This window comes from Cedecea sp. P7760, assembly GCF_013386425.1.
Classification (GTDB): Bacteria; Pseudomonadota; Gammaproteobacteria; order Enterobacterales; family Enterobacteriaceae; genus Cedecea; species Cedecea selenatireducens.
In genome coordinates this window covers 1-17855 of the sequence record NZ_JACARU010000092.1, presented here as the reverse complement: position 1 = coordinate 17855, position 17855 = coordinate 1, and the positions used below count along the sequence as shown (strand labels likewise).

Below are 17855 nucleotides of genomic sequence, written 5' to 3'. Positions count from 1 at the left end.
CCATGACACGTTATCTGGCCGGGCGCACTGCCCAGGCGTTGCTGGTACTGTGGGCGGCCTATAGCGTGTCGTTCATTCTTCTGCAGCTATTGCCAGGAGACGCCATCCTGATCAAATTCCAGAACCCTGACCTTGGGCTTAGCGCGGAACAGATTCAGGAGATGCGCGTTATCTACGGCGAAAGCACCCCGCTGTGGCAGCAGTATCTGACAACGCTTGGCCATATGCTGCGCGGTGATTTTGGCTATTCCATCGAGGCTGGCGTTTCGGTCAGCCAGCTGATTACCGCCAATCTGCCTTCGACGCTGCGCTTAGCCGGGCTGGGTTTTGCCGCCGCGATTATTCTCGCCGTCGGTATTTCAGCGGCCTCCACGCTCGCACCGCTTCGCTGGCTTCGAACGTTGTTTGCCAACCTTCCGGCCCTGTTTATCGCCGTGCCGACCTTCTGGCTCGGCATTGCGTTAATCCAGCTGTTTTCCTTCCACTGGCGGCTGATTCCGGTAATCAATCCCGGCTTCTGGCAGGGGCTCATTTTGCCGGTCGCCACGCTCGCGGTGCCAATCAGCGCCCCGCTTGCCCAGTTGCTGATGAGGAATATCGACCAGGTGCTGACTCAGCCTTATGTGGCCGTTGCCCGCGCAAAAGGCGGCAGCCGCGCGGGTGTCCTGTGGCGACACGTTGCCCGTAACGCTCTGCTGCCGGTGCTGACCGTGGCCGGTTTGCTGCTGGGTGAACTGATTGCCGGGGCGCTTATCACCGAAACCGTTTTTGGCCTTAACGGCCTGGGACAGCTGACGCAGCGGGCGGTGAATAATCAGGACGTCGCCGTGCTGCAGGCGGTGGTGATGATTTCCGCCCTGAGCTTCGTGGTCATTAACCTGCTGGTGGATGTGATTTATCCCCTGCTCGATCCGCGCCTGAAGTCTATTCGGGGAGTAACCGCATGACGACCGTTGATATCAATACCCCGCTGCCGCGCCGGACGGAGCGCCGGTTCTCCGGCTTCCGCGCCAGCATTCAGCCCGGCCTTTGGCTGGCCTGGTTAACGCTGATTATTGTCGCACTTTGGGCACTGTTCCCGTCGCTGTTTACTCAGTGGAGCCCTACCGAAGGCGTGCCGGGTGCGCAGCGCCTTGCCCCCCAGGCCGGGCACTGGCTGGGCACCGACCAGCTTGGGCGCGATCTCTACGCGCGAATCGTCTGGGGGGCTTCTCACTCGCTTTCCGGCGCGCTGGTGGCCGTGGCGCTTGGCCTGGTGGTCGGGACCGCGCTTGGCGTCCTGGCCGGGGCAACCGGTGGCAAGACTGAACACGCGCTAATGCGCGGCGTCGACGTGCTGCTGGCGATCCCCGGCCTGCTGCTTTCGCTCAGCGTTATTATTCTGCTTGGTTTCGGCACGGTGAATGCGGCCATTGCCGTCGGGATTACGTCGATTGCCAACTTTACCCGCCTGGCCCGTGCGGAAGTGGTTCGTCTTCGTCACAGCGATTACGTCGAGGCTGCCGTCGGCAGCGGCGGCACCTTTCTGCAGGTGCTTTGGCGCCATATTTTGCCGAATGCGCTGACCTCGGTGTTCGCCTTTGCCGCGCTACAGTTTGGCTCCGCGATTCTGGCGCTCTCTACGCTGAGTTTTCTGGGTTACGGCACCCCGCCGCCGACGCCGGAATGGGGTTTACTGATTGCCGAAGGCCGGAACTATCTGGCGACGGCCTGGTGGCTCTCCACGTTCCCAGGCGTTGTAGTCGTAGCCGTGGTGTTGGCCGTTAACCGACTAAGCCACCATTTTGCCCGGAGGTCGTCATGAATACACCGCTGTTAAAAATTACTAATCTGAGCATCGCCTGGCGTCAACGTGGTGGCAGCAGGCGCGTAGTGCACAACGCTTCTTTTAGCCTGCACGCCGGAGAAGTGCTGGCGATAGTCGGCGAATCTGGCTCAGGGAAAACGACCCTTGCCCAGTCGATTATTGGGCTGCTGGGTGAAAACGGCATTATCGAATCTGGCGAAATCCAGCTCAACGGCGAGCCAGTCAGCCGCTGGTCAGAGCGTCAGCTCGACGCCCTGCGCGGGGCCAGCATCAGCCTGATCCCGCAGGATCCGGGCAGTTCGTTAAACCCGGTAAAAACCATCGGCCAGCAGGTGGCCGAGGTGCTGAAGCTTCATACCCGCCAGCCTAAAGCCGAGCGGGAAAGCCAGGTGGTTGCGCTGCTCGAAAAAGTGGGGCTCAGCCACCCTGCGCAGCGGGCCAACCAATACCCACATCAGCTTTCCGGCGGCATGAAACAGCGGGTGCTGATCGCCATGGCTATCGCGCTTAAACCCGCGCTGATTATTGCCGATGAGCCGACCAGCGCGCTGGACGTTACGGTGCAGAAGCGCATTCTTGATTTGCTGGATACTCTGCGCCGTGAATCCGGTACGGCGGTGCTGTTCGTGACGCACGACCTGGCGCTGGCCGCCCAGCGTTCCGACCGTATTCTGGTGTTCCGTGACGGGCGAATCCAGGAGTCCGGCCCGACCGCTGAAGTGGTGAAGTACCCTAAAAATCCTTATACCCGCCAGCTGTTTGCCGATGCGCCTGGCCTGTCGCGCACGCTGCGCCCCTGGCCGCTACGCGCCCCGCAAACCGCCGCAATTGAGATCCGTAATCTGAGTCAGCATTTTTCGCTTGGCAAAGACAGCGCCCAGACGCTGCGGGCGCTGGACGACGTTTCATTTACAGTGGCCAAAGGCACCACCCACGCGCTGGTCGGCGAGTCCGGTTCTGGTAAATCGACGCTGGCGCGTATTCTGCTTGGCTTCCAGAAGCCGGACGCCGGGAAAGTGCTGATTGACGGCATCGACACCACCGATCTCAGCCCGGAGGCCCGCCGTCAGCTCCGGCAAAAAATTCAGCTGGTTTATCAGAACCCTTTTGCCTCGCTGGATCCGAGCCAGACGCTATTTCGCATCATTGAAGAGCCGCTGCTTAATTTCGGCAAGCTGTCGAAGGCCGAGCGGCGCGCCAAAGTTGAAGCCATCACCGAACGCGTTGCGCTCCCGCTTGAGGCATTAACCCGTAAACCTCGCGAGCTTTCTGGCGGGCAGCGCCAGCGCGTCGCCATTGCTCGCGCGCTGATTCTGGAGCCACAAATTCTGGTGCTGGATGAGGCCACCTCTGCGCTGGATGTGACGGTGCAGGCGCAAATTTTACGCCTGCTCGACGACTTACAGCGGCAGCTCGGCCTGACTTACCTGTTTATTTCTCACGACCTCGCCACCGTCCGCCAGCTGGCGCACAGCGTTTCTGTTCTGCGCGCCGGTGAGCTGGTGGATAACGGCCCGATTGCCGACGTATTTAACGCCCCGGCCAGCGATTATACCTGGCAGCTGCTTAACGCTATTCCCGATATTGGCTCCGGCCATAAGGACGTTGCATGACCATTAAACGACTGGGCTTTTTTACTCGCCTGCTTGACCACGCCCCGGCCGCCGAACGCTATCGGCTGGCAACGGAGCAAATTATTCACGCCGAATGGCACGGTTTCGACGCCGCCTGGGTAGCACAGCACCACTTTCACGAAGCCGAGGGTGGCCTGCCTGCCCCGCTGGTTTTTCTGAGCCACGTGGCGGCGCACACCCGGCGCATACGGCTTGGCACGGGCATTATTACCCTGCCGATGGAGTCTGCGCTGCGCGTAGCGGAAGACGCGGTCGTGCTGGATCTGCTCAGCGGCGGGCGCTTTGAGCTTGGCGTCGGTTCAGGCGGCACGCCGGGTTCTTTCCCGGCGTTTGGACTACAGAGCGCGGAAAGGGGAAAAATTTACGCCGACAATCTCGCAATACTGCGCTCGGCCCTGAACGATGAGCCGCTTGCGGGCACGGATAACCACCTTTACCCGGCCTCACCGCAGCTAAAAAACCGTATCTGGCAGGCGACGTTTTCCGTCGATGGCGGCGCGCGAGCGGGAAAAGCGGGTGACGGGCTGATGCTTTCCCGCACCCAACCTCGTCCGGTCGACGCGCTGGATACCCCGCTGGATGAGATTCAAAACCCAATCATTGATGCCTATCTGGACGCCTTGCCCGAAGGTGTTGAGCCGCGCATCCTGGGCTCAAGAACCGGTTTTGTCACTGACGACGCCGAACTGGCGAGGCAGCTCGCGGCAAGAGGACTGCGCCAGCAGGCAGAACAGCACCGGGCGCAGGGACACCCGGTTTTGGGCGACACGCTGGATAGCCATATTGCCGCGTTTGACGTTCACCTGGGCACGCCGCAGCAGGTTATTGCCTCACTGCTCCGCGACGGCACGCTCCAGCGCGTGACCGATCTTTCGTTCCAGGTGCATTCCATCGATCCGCCGCACGCCTACATTTTGCGCTCCATCGAACTGCTCGCGCAGCAGGTTGCCCCGGCGCTCGGCTGGGTTCGCAGCAGCGCCCGCCCAACCGCTACATCTTCACTGTCTAAGGAGTCATTATGAGTCATTCGGACCTGCTCAATCAGCTGGCAGACATTATCCCCGGCGCCTCGCTTGCTGAGGCTCGGGAAATTCGCGAAGCCGCAACAAGCCACGCGCAGGGCAGCTACGAGGCGCTTTTCGGCGAAACCAGCGCAAGTGGCCTGACGTTAGTGGAAAGGCTTCATCTCGCCAGACGAGTGGCGGAATGGCACGACGATGCCCGGCTCACGGACCATTACACCCGGCGTCTGGCAGGCAAACCCGCCAGCGAACGCTTTAGCACGCTGCTCGATCATGCTGAGCGGCTAAGTTTTCAGCCGGTACAGGCTGGCCCGCAGGACGTCAACGCCCTGACTCAGGCGGGTTTTAGCGAAGAAGAAGTGGTGACGCTGTCACAAATTATTGGCTTCGTGGCCTTTCAGAGCCGCCTGCTACGCGGGCTGCGCCTGATTGGCGGCCAGCCGGTAGACGGCGAACAGGTGCGCATTCCGGCTGCCGGAGAGTGGCACCGACAGCCGCTCACCGCCAGCGGCAAATCCGCCCCGGTGGCGTTTACCCAGGCCGAGCTTAACTGGGAACCGTGGATAGCCGCCCTGCCTTATGCGGAATACGGCCCGGAGCAGCAGGAAACGCTCAAGCGCTTCGGGCACCAGGACTCGGATTATTTCCGTCTGCTGGGACGCAACCTGCCGGTGCTGGAGCAGCGTACCCTTACCGACAAAGGGATTTTCTACACGCCGGGCGGTTTGCCCCGTGCCGAACGCGAGCTTGCCGCCACGGTTGCCAGCAAGGTAAACGGCTGCATTTACTGCGCGTCGGTTCACGCCCGCAAGGCCAGCCAGCTTTCAAAACATAACGAAGCCATCGAACGTTTGCTCGCCATCGAACCGGGCGGGACGCTGAGCGATGGACAGTCCCCTCGCTGGCAGGCCGAAATTAACTTTTCTGCGGCATTATCCTCCACCCCAGCGAGCGCCAATGCTCAACAGATACAAGCCCTGAGAGAACTGGGATTAAGCGAGCTTGAGCTTCTGGATTTGGTGCAGTCCACGGCCTTTTTCGCCTGGGCAAACCGTCTGATGCTGACGCTGGGCGAGCCGTTTAACTAACTTTCTCCCTCGCCCCTTTGGGGAGAGGGCTGGGGTGAGGGGAAGATTTGTCCCCCGGACACGTTCACCGTGCTCTGAACGTGCAGGGAAAATCGAACTATAGGTGAACGGAATAACTTTAGTCGATAAATACATTATTAAAAACAATAAGTTAAATCAATCTGTGTGCGTCACCAGTTCCTGCCCAACGGTGAAAGCCTTTGCACCGGTACAAAGGCTTTCCGATCTCATGTAAGAAGACAAAAAGATTTGCAATTACTGCGGCCGGGAAGAAATACGGGCCGTGGAAGGTTATCCATCGGCCCGTCATTAGTGACAAAGTCACGTATAGTTAATGATTAGCCGCCTGACGCAGGTCGCAAACCCGGATTGCTTTGCCTTCAGAACGAGGCAGGCTGCCGCAGTTCACGATGGTGATATCCGTTGAAATCCCTACCATAGACTTAATGCGATGCCGCAGCTCGTGGCAAACCCCACAGCGCTGTTCGTGACTGAGATACAGGCTGCTCTCCTTCAGCTCTACCTTGATCGCCAGAGTGTCAAGATGCCCACGACGATGCACCTCCAGCTGGTAATGCGGCGCCAGGTGCTGGAATTTCAGGATCTCTTCTTCCAGCTGGGACGGGAATACGTTCACGCCGCGAATGATCAGCATGTCGTCGGAACGGCCGGTAATCTGGTCCATACGGCGCATGGTACGTGAGCTGCCGGGCAGCAGGCGAGTTAAGTCGCGGGTGCGGTAACGGATAACCGGCAGCGCTTCCTTGGTTAACGTGGTGAACAGCAGCTCGCCGTGCTCGCCGTCTTCCAGCGGCACGCCGCCCTGCGGATCTACGATTTCCGGGTAGAAATGGTCTTCCCAGATCGTCGGGCCATCACGCGACTCCAGGCACTCCATCGCCACGCCCGGCCCCATCACTTCTGACAGGCCGTAAATATCCAGCGCGGTGATGCCCAAGCGGCGTTCAATTTCTGCCCGCATGGCTTTGGTCCACGGCTCCGCGCCAAAAACGCCCACGCGCAGCGAGCAGCCGCTGGCGTCACCGCCCATCTGGCGTTCCAGCTCTTCAATCAGGTTCAGGCACCAGGACGGCGTGACCATGATCATGTCCGGCTGAAAATCGCGGATCAGCTGCGCCTGTTTTTCAGTCTGGCCGCCGGACATCGGGATAACGGTCGCCCCAAGGCGCTCTGCGCCATAGTGCGCGCCCAGCCCGCCGGTAAACAGGCCGTAGCCGTAGGAAACGTGAATTTTATCTTTTGGCGTCCCGCCTGCGGCTCGCAGCGAACGCGCCACCAGGTTAGCCCAGTTATCAATGTCGTTTTGGGTGTAACCCACAACCGTAGGTTTGCCCGTCGTCCCGGAAGAAGCGTGAATACGAACGACCTGCTCCATCGGCACGGCGAAAGTATCAAAAGGATAGTTATCGCGCAGATCCTGCTTGGTGGTGCAAGGGAACAGGCGAATGTCTTTCAGCTCTTTAAAATCGTCAGGGTGCACGCCCACGGCGTCAAATTTGCGCTTATACATCGGGACGTTGTTATAAGCGTGGTTAAGCGTCCATTTCAGGCGCTGCGTTTGCAGGGCCTGCAGCTCATCCAGCGACGCGGTTTCAATCGGTTCCAGCTTGGTTTCAGAGGTTATCATTATTAGGGTACTCGCAGGTTTGACTAGCTCACACGCTCAAGGATCAGGGCAATGCCCTGACCCACACCGATACACATGGTGCAAAGGGCATACCGCCCGCCGCGCCGGTGCAGCTCCAGGCTGGCCGTTAACGCCAGTCTGGCTCCGCTCATCCCCAGCGGGTGTCCTAACGCAATCGCGCCGCCGTTAGGATTCACATGCGGGGCATCATCCGGGAGCCCCAGTTGGCGAAGCACGGCGAGCGCCTGCGCGGCGAAGGCTTCGTTTAGTTCAATTAAGTCCATGTCGTGGATGCTTAGCCCGGCAATTTCCAGCACTTTTCGCACCGCCGGAACCGGCCCCAGCCCCATCAAACGCGGCTCTACGCCCGCCGTCGCCATGGCGACAATACGCGTCCTGGGAGTCAGCCCGTGCCGCAGCGCGGCGGCTTCGCTGGCGATAATCAGCGCCGCCGCCCCGTCGTTCACGCCGGAAGCATTGCCCGCCGTCACTACGCCGTTGGCGCGGAACGGCGTTTTTAGCGCCGCCAGCTGCTCAAGCGTGGTTTCTGCGCGCGGATGCTCGTCATCACGCATTTCGGTCACAGCCCCTTTGCGCCCGCTGAGCCTGACCGGCACGATCTCTTCGGCCAGAATGCCCTTTTGCTGCGCGCGGGCGGTACGCTGCTGGCTGCGAAAGGCAAATCGGTCCTGGTCTTCGCGGCTTATTTTTAACAATTCCGCTACATTCTCTGCCGTTTCCGGCATGCTGTCAGTACCAAATTGCGCGGCCATGAGCGGGTTCACAAAACGCCAGCCGATGGTGGTGTCAAACATCTCCGCCTGACGCTGGAACGGCGAGCTGGCTTTGCCCATCACAAACGGCGCACGGGACATGGATTCCACGCCGCCCGCCAGCATCAGCTGCGCATCACCGGCTTTAATGGCGCGAGCGGCAAAGCCCACGGCATCCAGCCCGGAACCGCACAGGCGGTTAATGGTTGTGCCCGGAACGTCGACAGGTATACCCGCCAGCAGCGTTGCCATGCGCGCCACGTCGCGGTTATCTTCCCCGGCCTGGTTCGCGCAGCCGAAGATCACGTCGTCCACGGCGCTCCAGTCCAGATTTGGGTAACGTGCCAGCAGCGCTTTTAACGGCAACGCGGCGAGGTCATCCGCCCGCACGCCAGAAAGCGCCCCGCCGTAGCGGCCAATCGGAGTACGCACGCCATCGCAAATAAAAGCCTGACTCATAATTTTACTCCTGAAAGCGTCGTACCGATGCGATGGGCGCGGCCGCGAAACAGCGCCAGCGTCTTCTCATCCTGATTAATAATTTCGATGTCGTAGACGCCGGTCTGGCGCCCCTGCTGACGAACATGCGCCACCGCTTTTAGCCGATCGCCCGCCTTGCCGGGGCGCAGAAATTCAATGCTGCAACCGGATGCTACGGCCGCCAGCCCCTGGCTGTTGCAGGCGTAGGCAAAGGCGGTATCGGCCAGGGTAAACAGCTGCCCGCCGTGGCAGGTCTGGTGCCCGTTGAGCATCGCTTCGGTGATGGTCATGGTGAGCAGCGCAAAACCGTCGCCCATCTCAATAACTTCAATCCCCATTTGTTTGGCGCAGTTGTCGCGCGCGTACATCAGGCGAGCGTTATCCCAGGCATTAGTGCTCATGTTGATTCTCCAGCAGCGCGCGCTGGCGCAGTAAAGACGTCGGGCGGTAACGCTCTTCGCCGTAGTGGCGCTGGAGGTTTTCCAGCAGCGTTAAGACATTTTGCCAGCCCAGCCGCGCTCCCCAGGCCAGTGGCCCCTGCGGATAGTTAACGCCGAGCTGCATGGCGGTATCGATATCCGCTTCTCCGGCCACGCCTTTCTGCAGCGCGTCCAGCGCCTCGTTGGCCAGCATCGCCACCGTGCGCCAGGCCAGCATGCCTGGGTAGTCGTTAATCACCAGCACCTGCTTACCCTGCCGCTGGAAGTAATGGGTCACCTTTGCCAACTGCTGCGGCGTCACTGAAGCCGAAGGCGCCAGCACTTCCAGAGCGGACTCGGCCAGCCTGTCCCGCAGCACCACCGGACGTTTCAGTTCGGCTGACATGGCAGTGGCGGTCATACCGCTGGTAATGGCGACCACAATGCCGTCAAGCTCAAGCGTTTTGCCGGACTGCGTAACCTGTTTTGCGGCAAATTCTTCGGACATCTGGGGCTGGTACTCCGGCTTCGCCTCAAGCGGCCAGCGGTAAACGCCCTGCCCGGTTTTCTTGCCCAGGCGCTTGCCCAGCACCAGCTCCTGCTGGGTTAAGGAAGGCAGGAAGCGGCGCTCCTGCCAGAAAGCGTTAAACACCGAGCAGGTCACGGCGAAGTTGACGTCCTGGCCAATCAGATCGGTTAACGCCAGCGGCCCCATAGGGAAGCCCGCACCGTCGCGTAAAGCCGCATCGATGGCCGCAGCCGGAGCCACCTGCTCCTCCAGCGCACGCCAGGCTTCGGCATAGAACGGCCGCGCCACGCGGTTAACGATAAAGCCGGGCGTGGAATGGCAACGTACCGGCTGTTTTCCCCAGCGCAGCGCCAGTTCACAAAGCCGCTCGGCAATTTCCGGCGAGGTTTCCAGGCCGCTGACCACCTCCACCAGCTTCATCACCGGCGCAGGGTTAAAGAAATGCAGCCCGACCACGCGTGCCGGGTGGCTGATTCCGCTGGCAATAGCGGTGATGGAAATGGAGGAGGTATTGCTGGCAAAGACGGTATCAGCGCCGCACACCGCCGCTAAATCGCGGAAGATCGCCTGCTTGATGTCAATTTGTTCGGCCGCCGCCTCAATCACCAGCTCAGCCTGAGCCAAATCTGCCAGCGTTTCTGCCGGATGCAGCCGGGCAAGCGTTGACTGACGGCTGGCATCATCCAGCTTACCTTTGGCAACGCGGGCGCTTAGCGCGGTGTCAATGCCGTCAATTGCGCGCTTTGCCGCACCGGGCTGAATGTCATACAGCCAGACGGCATGGCCCGCGCTGGCGGCCACCTGCGCAATACCTGCGCCCATGGTGCCGCTGCCTATCACCGCTATAACAGCATCAGGTGTCAGCATGCTCATTTCCCCTTAAAGGTCGCCGGGCGCTTCGCCAGAAAAGCAGAAACCCCTTCGCGATAGTCTTCGCTGCGGCCGGCCAGGCGCTGATAATCGCGCTCCAGGTCTAGCTGGGCATCCAGAGTGTTGGTTTCCGAGGCGTAAAGCGCTTTTTTGATAAGGCCCAGGCCAAAGGTCGGCTGGGTAGCAAAGTGTTGAGCCAGCTGGCGGGCGGTATCGCCTAGCTGTTCGTCATCCACCACCTGCCAGATCATGCCCCACTCATGCGCCTGTTCCGCGCTCAGCGTGTCGCCAAGTAATGCCAGCCCCATAGCGCGTGCCCGCCCGGTCAGGCGGGGTAAGAACCAGGTGCCGCCGCAGTCGGGCACCAGCCCCAGCTTGCTGAAAGACATAATGAATTTTGCCGAACGCGCGGCGATAACCATGTCGCAGCCCAGCGCCAGCGTGGCTCCGGCACCAGCCGCGACGCCGTTGACCGCTGCAATCACCGGCTTCGGCAACTTCGCCAGGCGGCGCAGCAGCGGGTTGTAAAAGGTTTCAACCGAATAACCGAGATCCGGCGCGTCGCCGCCTGGGTCAACGTTACGGTCGTTGAGATCCTGCCCGGCGCAGAAGCCACGCCCCGCCCCGGTGATCAGCAGGCAGCGGATGGTTTCATCCCTTTCGGCCTGGGTCAGGATTTCCGCCAGCTGGCGATGCATCTCGTCGTTAAAGCTGTTCAGCCGCTCCGGGCGGTTCAGGGTCAGGGTCATCACCCCGTTTTGCACATCGCTAACAATAAAACTCATGATTAACGTCCTTTGAATTCAGCAGGTCGTTTTTCCAGAAAAGCGGCGATGCCTTCCTGACGATCTTCGGTGGCGGCGAGCAGCGTAAACAGCTGGCGTTCCTGCAGCAGGCCCTGGCTAAGGCCCGTGTTCTGCGCCTGTTGAAGCGCGTTTTTCGCGGCCTGCAGCGCAAGGGGTGCATGACGAGCAATGCTTGCGGCAAGTTTCTGCGCGTATTCAAGCGTCAGCGCAGCAGGATGTACTTCGGCAACCAGCCCGGCACGTAAAGCCTGCTCTGCATCGATAGCCTCACCGCTGAGCACCATGCGGTAAGCCAGCGCCTTGCCTACGCTGCGGATAAGCCGCTGGGTGCCGCCCGCGCCGGGCATAATCCCCAGCGTGATTTCCGGCAGGCCGAAGCGTGCGTTATCCCCGGCGACAATGATGTCGCTCAGCAGCGCCAGCTCGCAGCCTGCGCCGAGCGCATAGCCGTTGACGGCGGTCATCAGCGGTTTTGGAAAGCGTTCAATGCGCGCCCAAAGCTGGGGCCGGGGATCGTTCAGCGTGGCGGGCATATCCCGACTCGCCATCTCTTTTAAGTCCGCTCCGGCGGCAAAAAAGCGCTCATTGCCGGTGATAACGACGGCACCGATGGATTCGTCCTGCTGCGCGGCTTCCAGCGCTTCGGCGATCTGCGTCAGCAGGGCGTTGTTGAGCGCATTGCGAGCCTGCGGGCGGTTCAGCGTCAGGGTCAGCACCCGGCCGCTCTGTTGGCTTAGAAGTTCGCTCATCACAGCCCCTGCGCGTCAAAATCGAGCACCACGTCGTCGCCCTTCGGCAGCGCCTGGCAGCTCAGCACGTAGCCTGCGGCCAGTTGATCCGGCTCGAGGCTGTAGTTGACGCCCATTTCCACTTCGCCGCGCAGTACCTTGCAGCGGCAGGTGGCGCAGACGCCGCCTTTGCAGGCATACGGCAGATCCGCGCCCTGGCGCAGCGCCGCGTCGAGAATGCTTTCGTCCCCGGCGGTCAGGGTAATCTGGCGATCCACACCGTCCTGGCGCAGGATCACGGTTTTACCGGCCGCCTGAGCACGTGAACGAGCGCCCGGCGTAACGCCCGGCGTGTTGAAGTGTTCGAGGTAAATATCCTGCTGCGCCACGCCCATCTCTTTCAGCGTGGCTTCGGCTGCCTGCATCATGCTTTGCGGGCCACAGATAAAGGTGCGGTCAAAGCCTTTGACGTCCAGCAGATGGTCGCCGAGCTGTTTTAGCTTCGCGCCGTCCAGGCGGCCACTGAGCAATTCGCTGTCCGATTTTTCCTGGCTGAACAGGTAAATCAGCTGCAGACGCTGGGGGTAACGGTCTTTCAGGTCGGCCAGCGCCTGGCGGAACATCATGCTGGCGCTGCTGCGGTTGCCGTAGACCAGCGTCACGCTGCTTTGTGGCTCCGTGGCAAGCGTGGCGCCGATAATCGCCAGCATCGGCGTAATGCCGGAGCCCACCGCCAGTGCCAGATAGTTCCCGCGAGTTTCCGCTTCCGGCTGATAGCCAAACGTCCCCTGCGGCACCATCACTTCCAGCGACATGCCGGCGGCTAAATCACTGACCGCGTACTGCGAGAAACGGCCGCCTTCAATGGCTTTGACCGCGACGCAGATCTCACCCGGATTGTCCGAGCGACAGATGGAATAACAGCGGCGCAGCTCTTCATCGCCCAGGCGGGCTTTCAGCGTGAGATGCTGGCCGGGGCGAAATCGATATTGCCCACGCAGCGCGTCCGGCACCGCAAACGTAATGGCTACCGCCTCTGCGGTTTCAGGTTCGATACGTGCCACTTTCAGGGAATGAAACGTCGTCATGGCATCCTCAAATACATTTAAAGTAATCAAAGGGTTCCCGGCAGGTGTTGCAGCGATAAAGCGCTTTACAGGCCGTGGAGCCGAATTCACTGATGAGCGAAGTGTGTTCGCTCCCGCAGCGCGGGCAGGTCACCTGGGCGGCGACAGTCGCGTGGCAGGCATGCCCCTGCGGCGGGCTGATGCCGTATTCGCGCAGCCTGGTTTTGGCCTCCGACGACATCCAGTCCGTCGTCCAGGCGGGATGCAAAACCAGCTTGATATGCACCGGGCTTAGGGCTGCACCCTCCATCGCTTCCCGGATGGCGGCGAGCAAGAACTCGGTCGCCGGGCAACCTGAATACGTCGGCGTGAAGCCGATATGCCAGCCGTCCTCGCCGTGTTCTACGCTGCGTACCATGCCAAGGTCGGTGATGGTCAGCACCGGGATTTCCGGGTCGCTGATTTGACTCAGCAGACGCCAGACGTCGCGGACGGCGGCGGGCTGAAGCGTGGCGGTTTGCATTCTCTTCTCCTTACCACTGCTGGTTCGGGTAAGCGCGCTGCAGGTACTGCATTTCAGCCAGCAGCGGGCCGAGGTGTTCGGTGTGTAAGCCTTGCTTACCGCCGGTGCGGTATGGCTGTTCTGCCGGGGCCTGCAGCGAGGCATCGCTCAGTCCGGCGCTGACTTCTTGCAGCCATTCGGCTTTGAGGCTAAGCGGATCGACCGCGATCCCCTGCTCTGCCAGCGTCGTTTCCAGCTCATCGGCGACAAACATCTCGCCGCTGAAGCGCCACAGTTTGTTCACAGCGCTTTGCGCTTTTGCCTGCGAAAGCTCGGTGCCGTTGCCCAAGCGAACCAGCCAGCCGCGGCTGAAACGCAGGTGATAGCGCACTTCTTTAATCGCTTTAGCTGCGATGGCCGCCAGCTGCGGATCTTTGCTTTCTACCAGGCGGCTGAACAGCGAGACGTGCCACGCATCCAGCAGATACTGTCGCACCAGCGTTTCGGCAAAATCACCGTTGGGCTGTTCCGCCAGCAGCAGGTTGCGGTATTCACGTTCATCACGCCCAAAGGCCAGCCTGTCTTCATCGAGGTGCTCACCTTCCCGCCCGGCGGCATAGGTCAGGAAGTTGCGTGCCTGGCCGAGCAGGTCTAGGCCAATGTTGGCCAGCGCGAGGTCAATTTCCAGCTCCGGCGCATGACCGCACCAGGCGCTCAGGCGCTGGGCGAGGACAAGGCAGGTGTCGCCGAGGCGCAGGCTGTAGGTCGCTACAGGATCGAGTGTCATTGGCGGCCTCACATGTGCTCGATGCCGTCAGGCAGCGTGTAAAACGTCGGGTGGCGGTAGACTTTGCTGTCTGCCGGGTCGAAAAATTCCGGGCGTTCTTCCGGCTGCGAGGCCACGATTTCGCTCGCTTTCACCACCCAGATGGAGCAGCCTTCGCTGCGACGGGTGTACGCGTCGCGGGCGTTTTCCAGCGCCATCTGGTCGTCGGCCGCGTGCAGGCTGCCGACATGGCGGTGGGACAGCCCCTTTTTATTACGGATAAACACTTCGTACAGCGGCCAGTAAATTTTGCTCATCTCTTACTCCTTCAGGCGGCGGTGCGGGCCTGTTGTTTTTCGGCATACGCAAGGGCGGCTTCGCGCACCCATGCCCCCTCTTCCCAGGCTTTACGCTTGGCGGCAAGGCGCTCTTCGTTGCATAAGCCGCGCCCGGCCACTACTTCGTTAAATTCCTGCCAGTCAATGTCGCCAAAGCGGTAGTGGCCGGTAGCCTCATCCAGATGCAGATCGGGATCCGGCACGGTCATGCCCAGCAGCTCTACCTGCGGCACCGTGTTGTCGACAAAGCGCTGGCGCAGCTCGTCGTTACCGAAGCGTTTGATTTTCCAGGCGAGGCTTTGGGCGCTGTTCGGCGAGTTGTCGTCGTTGGGCCCGAACATCATCAGCGCCGGCCACCAGAAGCGGTTAATGGCGTCCTGCAGCATCTGGCGCTGTTCCGGGCTGCCCTTCGCCAGCACGTTGCAGGCTTCAAACCCCTGACGCTGGTGGAAGCTTTCTTCTTTACAGATTTTCACCATCGCACGGGCGTAAGGGCCGTAAGAAGTCCGGCACAGCGCGACCTGGTTGACGATAGCGGCTCCGTCAACCAGCCAGCCAATAACCCCAATGTCGGCCCAGTTGAGCGTCGGATAGTTAAAGATGGAGGAGTACTTCATCTTGCCGTCGAGCATCTTCTGGTAGATATCTTCCCGGGCGCAGCCCAGGGTTTCGGCGGCGCTGTAGAGATACAGGCCGTGCCCGGCTTCATCCTGCACTTTGGCCAGCAGAATGGCCTTGCGGCGCAGGCTGGGCGCACGCGTTATCCAGTTGCCTTCCGGCAGCATGCCGACAATTTCCGAGTGCGCATGCTGGCCTATCTGGCGGATCAGCGTTTTGCGGTAAGCCTCCGGCATCCAGTCCTGCGGCTCTATGGCGGTTTCCTGCTGGATGCGCTCGTCAAAGCGTTCTTGTTCTGTCACGGCATCACCTTATGATTCAATTTAAACCTAAACATTGTGATATAACGAATCACATCATGATTAAAAGTTACAGATAAGTTAACGAAGATCGCAAAGATTACACCGCATGTTTGTGAGGCTTATCACGTAAAATTTCGCTAAAACCCTATTTATCATTGATATAAATCAATAACAAAAATCACACCCCGTCACGCCGTTAACAATTTATTAAATTACAGCTTGATTTTTATGATTCACAAAACAAACACTGTAAGCATTAAATGCAGAATGTAATGGAGAGTGAGATGAAAAAGTTAACCAGCTATCTGTCCGGGACGTGGTTTAGCGGCCAGGGTAAAGAAAGAACCATTTTTCATGCCGTTAGCGGCGAACCGCTGTGGCAGGTAACCAGCGAAGGCGCGGACATGGCGGCGGCAAAACGCTTCGCTATTGAACAAGGCGGCAAGGCACTGCAGGCGATGACGTTTATCCAGCGCGCCGCAATGTTAAAAGCCGTGGCGAAGCATTTGCTGGCGCAGAAAGAGGCGTTCTACGAGGTTTCGTACCAAACCGGGGCGACCCGCGCCGATAGCTGGGTAGACATTGAAGGCGGGATCGGTACGCTGTTTACCTACGCCGGAATGGGCAACCGCGAGCTGCCGGATGACACGCTGTGGCCGGAAGACGAGTTGATTCCGCTCTCCAGACAGGGCGGATTCGCCGCCCGCCACGTGCTCACCTCGAAGTCCGGCGTGGCGCTGCACATCAACGCGTTTAACTTCCCCTGCTGGGGGATGCTCGAGAAGCTGGCCCCGACCTGGCTGGCCGGTATGCCCGCGATCGTTAAACCCGGCACGGCCAGCGCGCAGCTAACCCAGGCGATGGTCAAAGCGATAGTTGAATCCGGCCTGGTGCCGGATGGGGCGATCGGCCTGATTTGCGGCGGCGTGGGTGACCTGTTCGAGCATTTAGATGAGCAGGATGTGGTGACGTTTACCGGCTCGGCCAGCACCGGACAAAAGTTACGTTGTCACTCAAATATCGTTGCCCGTTCTATTCCATTTACCATGGAAGCGGATTCGCTGAACTGCTGCGTGCTGGCAGAAGATGTGACGCCTGAGCAGCCTGAATTTGCGCTGTTTGTGCGCGAAGTCGTGCGTGAAATGACCGCCAAGGCCGGGCAAAAATGTACCGCGATTCGCCGGATTATCGTGCCGCAAAACCATTTGGGTTCGGTGATCGAAGCGCTGAAGGCAAAACTGGGGAAAATTCAACCAGGCGACCCGGCGGTGGAAGGCGTGCGCATGGGGGCGCTGGTCAGCCTTGAACAGCGGGATGACGTGCAGCGTAAAGTTGACCAATTGATTGCCGCCGGATGCGAAGCCGTGCTTGGCGGTAAAGCAGATCTCGCTCAGCCGGGCGCGTTCTTCCCGCCTACTCTTTTGCTTTGCCAGCAGCCGGATGAAACGCCTGCGGTGCACGAGCTTGAGGCCTTCGGCCCGGTTGCCACCGTGATGCCGTACCGTGATGCTGAACACGCTATGGCGCTGGCTCGCGCCGGCCAGGGCAGCCTTGCCGGGACGCTGGTCACCGCCGATGAGCAAACTGCACGTGAATTTATTCTCGGTGCGGCTCGCGCTCATGGACGTATTCAGGTGCTGAACGAGGAGTCCTCGGTGGAGTCCACCGGGCACGGATCGCCGCTCCCAATGCTGGTTCACGGCGGCCCAGGCCGTGCGGGCGGCGGCGAAGAGCTGGGCGGCCTGCGTGCGGTGAAACACTATATGCAGCGCACCGCCATTCAGGGCAGCCCGACGATGCTTGCCGCCGTTAGCGGACAATGGAACTACGGCGCTAAAGTTCACGAAGATGCCGTGCATCCGTTCCGCAAACATTTTGAGGAGCTGCGTATCGGGGAAAGCATTCTCACCGCCCGCCGCACCGTTACGGAAGCCGACATCGCCAACTTTGCCAACCTGAGCGGCGACCGTTTCTATGCCCATACCGATAAAATTGGCGCAGCAGAATCTTTCTTTGGCGAACGCGTGGCGCACGGCTACTTTGTGGTGTCCGCCGCCGCCGGACTGTTTGTTGACCCCGGCGTCGGGCCGGTGATTGCCAACTATGGCATGGAAAACCTGCGCTTTATCGAGCCGGTAAAAATCGACGATACGATTCAGGTGCGCCTGACCTGCAAACGTAAAACCGCCAAACCGCAGAAAACGGCGGAAGATAAGCCGGTTGGCGTGGTGGAATGGGCGGTGGATATCACCAACCAGCATCAGCAGACCGTTGCCCGCTACTCGATCCTCACCCTCGTTGCCCGCCTGAACGGTGATTTTACCGCTTGAGTCTTAAATGCCAGACAGGCAAGTCATCGCCTCTGGTTTACCCTCACCCTAACCCTCTCCCTAAAAGGGAGAGGGAACAAACAAATCCCCCCATAGGTTGTTTTCCCCCTCTCCCTCTGGGAGAGGGC

At 60.2% G+C, this 17855-nt stretch carries 17 protein-coding genes; 6 read left to right on the top strand and 11 right to left on the bottom strand.

Annotated features, from left to right (window positions below; genetic code table 11):
- The first annotated feature begins 2 nt into the window (after window positions 1-2).
- From HX778_RS24060 to HX778_RS24040, 5 genes are read left to right on the top strand one after another with little or no spacing between them, the layout of a single operon-like run.
- Window positions 3-947 carry an ABC transporter permease gene (locus tag HX778_RS24060; protein ID WP_038472127.1) on the top strand — a complete coding sequence of 315 codons (945 nt, stop codon included), beginning with the start codon at window positions 3-5 and terminating at the stop codon, window positions 945-947.
- Entirely contained in the window at window positions 944-1804 is an 861-nt protein-coding gene (locus HX778_RS24055) for an ABC transporter permease (protein WP_176983283.1), read from the top strand. The genes HX778_RS24060 and HX778_RS24055 overlap by 4 nt, the downstream gene beginning before the upstream one ends.
- Window positions 1801-3420 carry an ABC transporter ATP-binding protein gene (locus HX778_RS24050; protein ID WP_038472123.1) on the top strand — a complete coding sequence of 540 codons (1620 nt, stop codon included), beginning with the start codon at window positions 1801-1803 and terminating at the stop codon, window positions 3418-3420. Before HX778_RS24055 ends, HX778_RS24050 begins: the two co-directional genes overlap by 4 nt.
- The gene (locus HX778_RS24045) at window positions 3417-4463 is read left to right on the top strand and encodes a putative FMN-dependent luciferase-like monooxygenase (RefSeq protein WP_176983282.1); all 1047 of its coding nucleotides are present in this window, start codon (window positions 3417-3419) and stop codon (window positions 4461-4463) included. The genes HX778_RS24050 and HX778_RS24045 overlap by 4 nt, the downstream gene beginning before the upstream one ends.
- Window positions 4460-5551, top strand: a complete 1092-nt coding sequence (locus HX778_RS24040) for an alkylhydroperoxidase domain protein (protein WP_176983281.1) — start codon at window positions 4460-4462, stop codon at window positions 5549-5551. Before HX778_RS24045 ends, HX778_RS24040 begins: the two co-directional genes overlap by 4 nt.
- 331 nt (window positions 5552-5882) lie before the next feature.
- Here HX778_RS24040 and paaK read toward each other — a convergent pair whose 3' ends face one another.
- Genes paaK through paaA form a run of 11 tightly spaced genes read right to left on the bottom strand, consistent with a single transcriptional unit; the run spans window position 5883 to window position 15397 of the window.
- A complete protein-coding gene (gene paaK, locus HX778_RS24035; RefSeq protein WP_038472117.1) occupies window positions 5883-7199 on the bottom strand; it encodes a phenylacetate--CoA ligase PaaK in 1317 nt (438 codons plus the stop codon).
- 23 nt (window positions 7200-7222) lie between these two features.
- A complete protein-coding gene (gene pcaF / locus HX778_RS24030) occupies window positions 7223-8431 on the bottom strand; it encodes a 3-oxoadipyl-CoA thiolase (RefSeq protein ID WP_176983280.1) in 1209 nt (402 codons plus the stop codon).
- Window positions 8428-8853, bottom strand: coding sequence for a hydroxyphenylacetyl-CoA thioesterase PaaI (gene paaI / locus HX778_RS24025; protein WP_176983279.1), 426 nt, complete (start codon window positions 8851-8853; stop codon window positions 8428-8430). The genes pcaF and paaI overlap by 4 nt, the downstream gene beginning before the upstream one ends.
- The gene (locus HX778_RS24020; RefSeq protein WP_176983278.1) at window positions 8843-10267 is read right to left on the bottom strand and encodes a 3-hydroxyacyl-CoA dehydrogenase; all 1425 of its coding nucleotides are present in this window, start codon (window positions 10265-10267) and stop codon (window positions 8843-8845) included. The genes paaI and HX778_RS24020 overlap by 11 nt, the downstream gene beginning before the upstream one ends.
- A gap of 2 nt (window positions 10268-10269) precedes the next feature.
- Window positions 10270-11058, bottom strand: coding sequence for a 2-(1,2-epoxy-1,2-dihydrophenyl)acetyl-CoA isomerase PaaG (gene paaG / locus HX778_RS24015; RefSeq protein WP_176983312.1), 789 nt, complete (start codon window positions 11056-11058; stop codon window positions 10270-10272).
- Window positions 11058-11825 carry a 2,3-dehydroadipyl-CoA hydratase PaaF gene (gene paaF / locus HX778_RS24010; RefSeq protein ID WP_176983277.1) on the bottom strand — a complete coding sequence of 256 codons (768 nt, stop codon included), beginning with the start codon at window positions 11823-11825 and terminating at the stop codon, window positions 11058-11060. The genes paaG and paaF overlap by 1 nt, the downstream gene beginning before the upstream one ends.
- The gene (gene paaE, locus HX778_RS24005) at window positions 11825-12892 is read right to left on the bottom strand and encodes a 1,2-phenylacetyl-CoA epoxidase subunit PaaE (protein WP_176983276.1); all 1068 of its coding nucleotides are present in this window, start codon (window positions 12890-12892) and stop codon (window positions 11825-11827) included. Before paaE ends, paaF begins: the two co-directional genes overlap by 1 nt.
- A gap of 7 nt (window positions 12893-12899) precedes the next feature.
- Entirely contained in the window at window positions 12900-13394 is a 495-nt protein-coding gene (gene paaD, locus HX778_RS24000; RefSeq protein WP_176983275.1) for a 1,2-phenylacetyl-CoA epoxidase subunit PaaD, read from the bottom strand.
- Window positions 13395-13404: 10 nt separating this feature from the next.
- Complete coding sequence (gene paaC / locus HX778_RS23995) at window positions 13405-14160, bottom strand: 1,2-phenylacetyl-CoA epoxidase subunit PaaC (protein WP_176983274.1); 756 nt, start codon at window positions 14158-14160, stop codon at window positions 13405-13407.
- An 8-nt stretch (window positions 14161-14168) separates the two neighbouring features.
- Complete coding sequence (paaB, locus tag HX778_RS23990) at window positions 14169-14456, bottom strand: 1,2-phenylacetyl-CoA epoxidase subunit PaaB (protein WP_008461407.1); 288 nt, start codon at window positions 14454-14456, stop codon at window positions 14169-14171.
- Window positions 14457-14467: 11 nt separating this feature from the next.
- The gene (gene paaA / locus HX778_RS23985) at window positions 14468-15397 is read right to left on the bottom strand and encodes a 1,2-phenylacetyl-CoA epoxidase subunit PaaA (RefSeq protein ID WP_176983273.1); all 930 of its coding nucleotides are present in this window, start codon (window positions 15395-15397) and stop codon (window positions 14468-14470) included.
- A gap of 284 nt (window positions 15398-15681) precedes the next feature.
- On the opposite strand from paaA, the gene paaZ reads away from it, so the two are divergent.
- Entirely contained in the window at window positions 15682-17727 is a 2046-nt protein-coding gene (gene paaZ / locus HX778_RS23980; RefSeq protein WP_176983272.1) for a phenylacetic acid degradation bifunctional protein PaaZ, read from the top strand.
- Window positions 17728-17855: the final 128 nt, after the last annotated feature.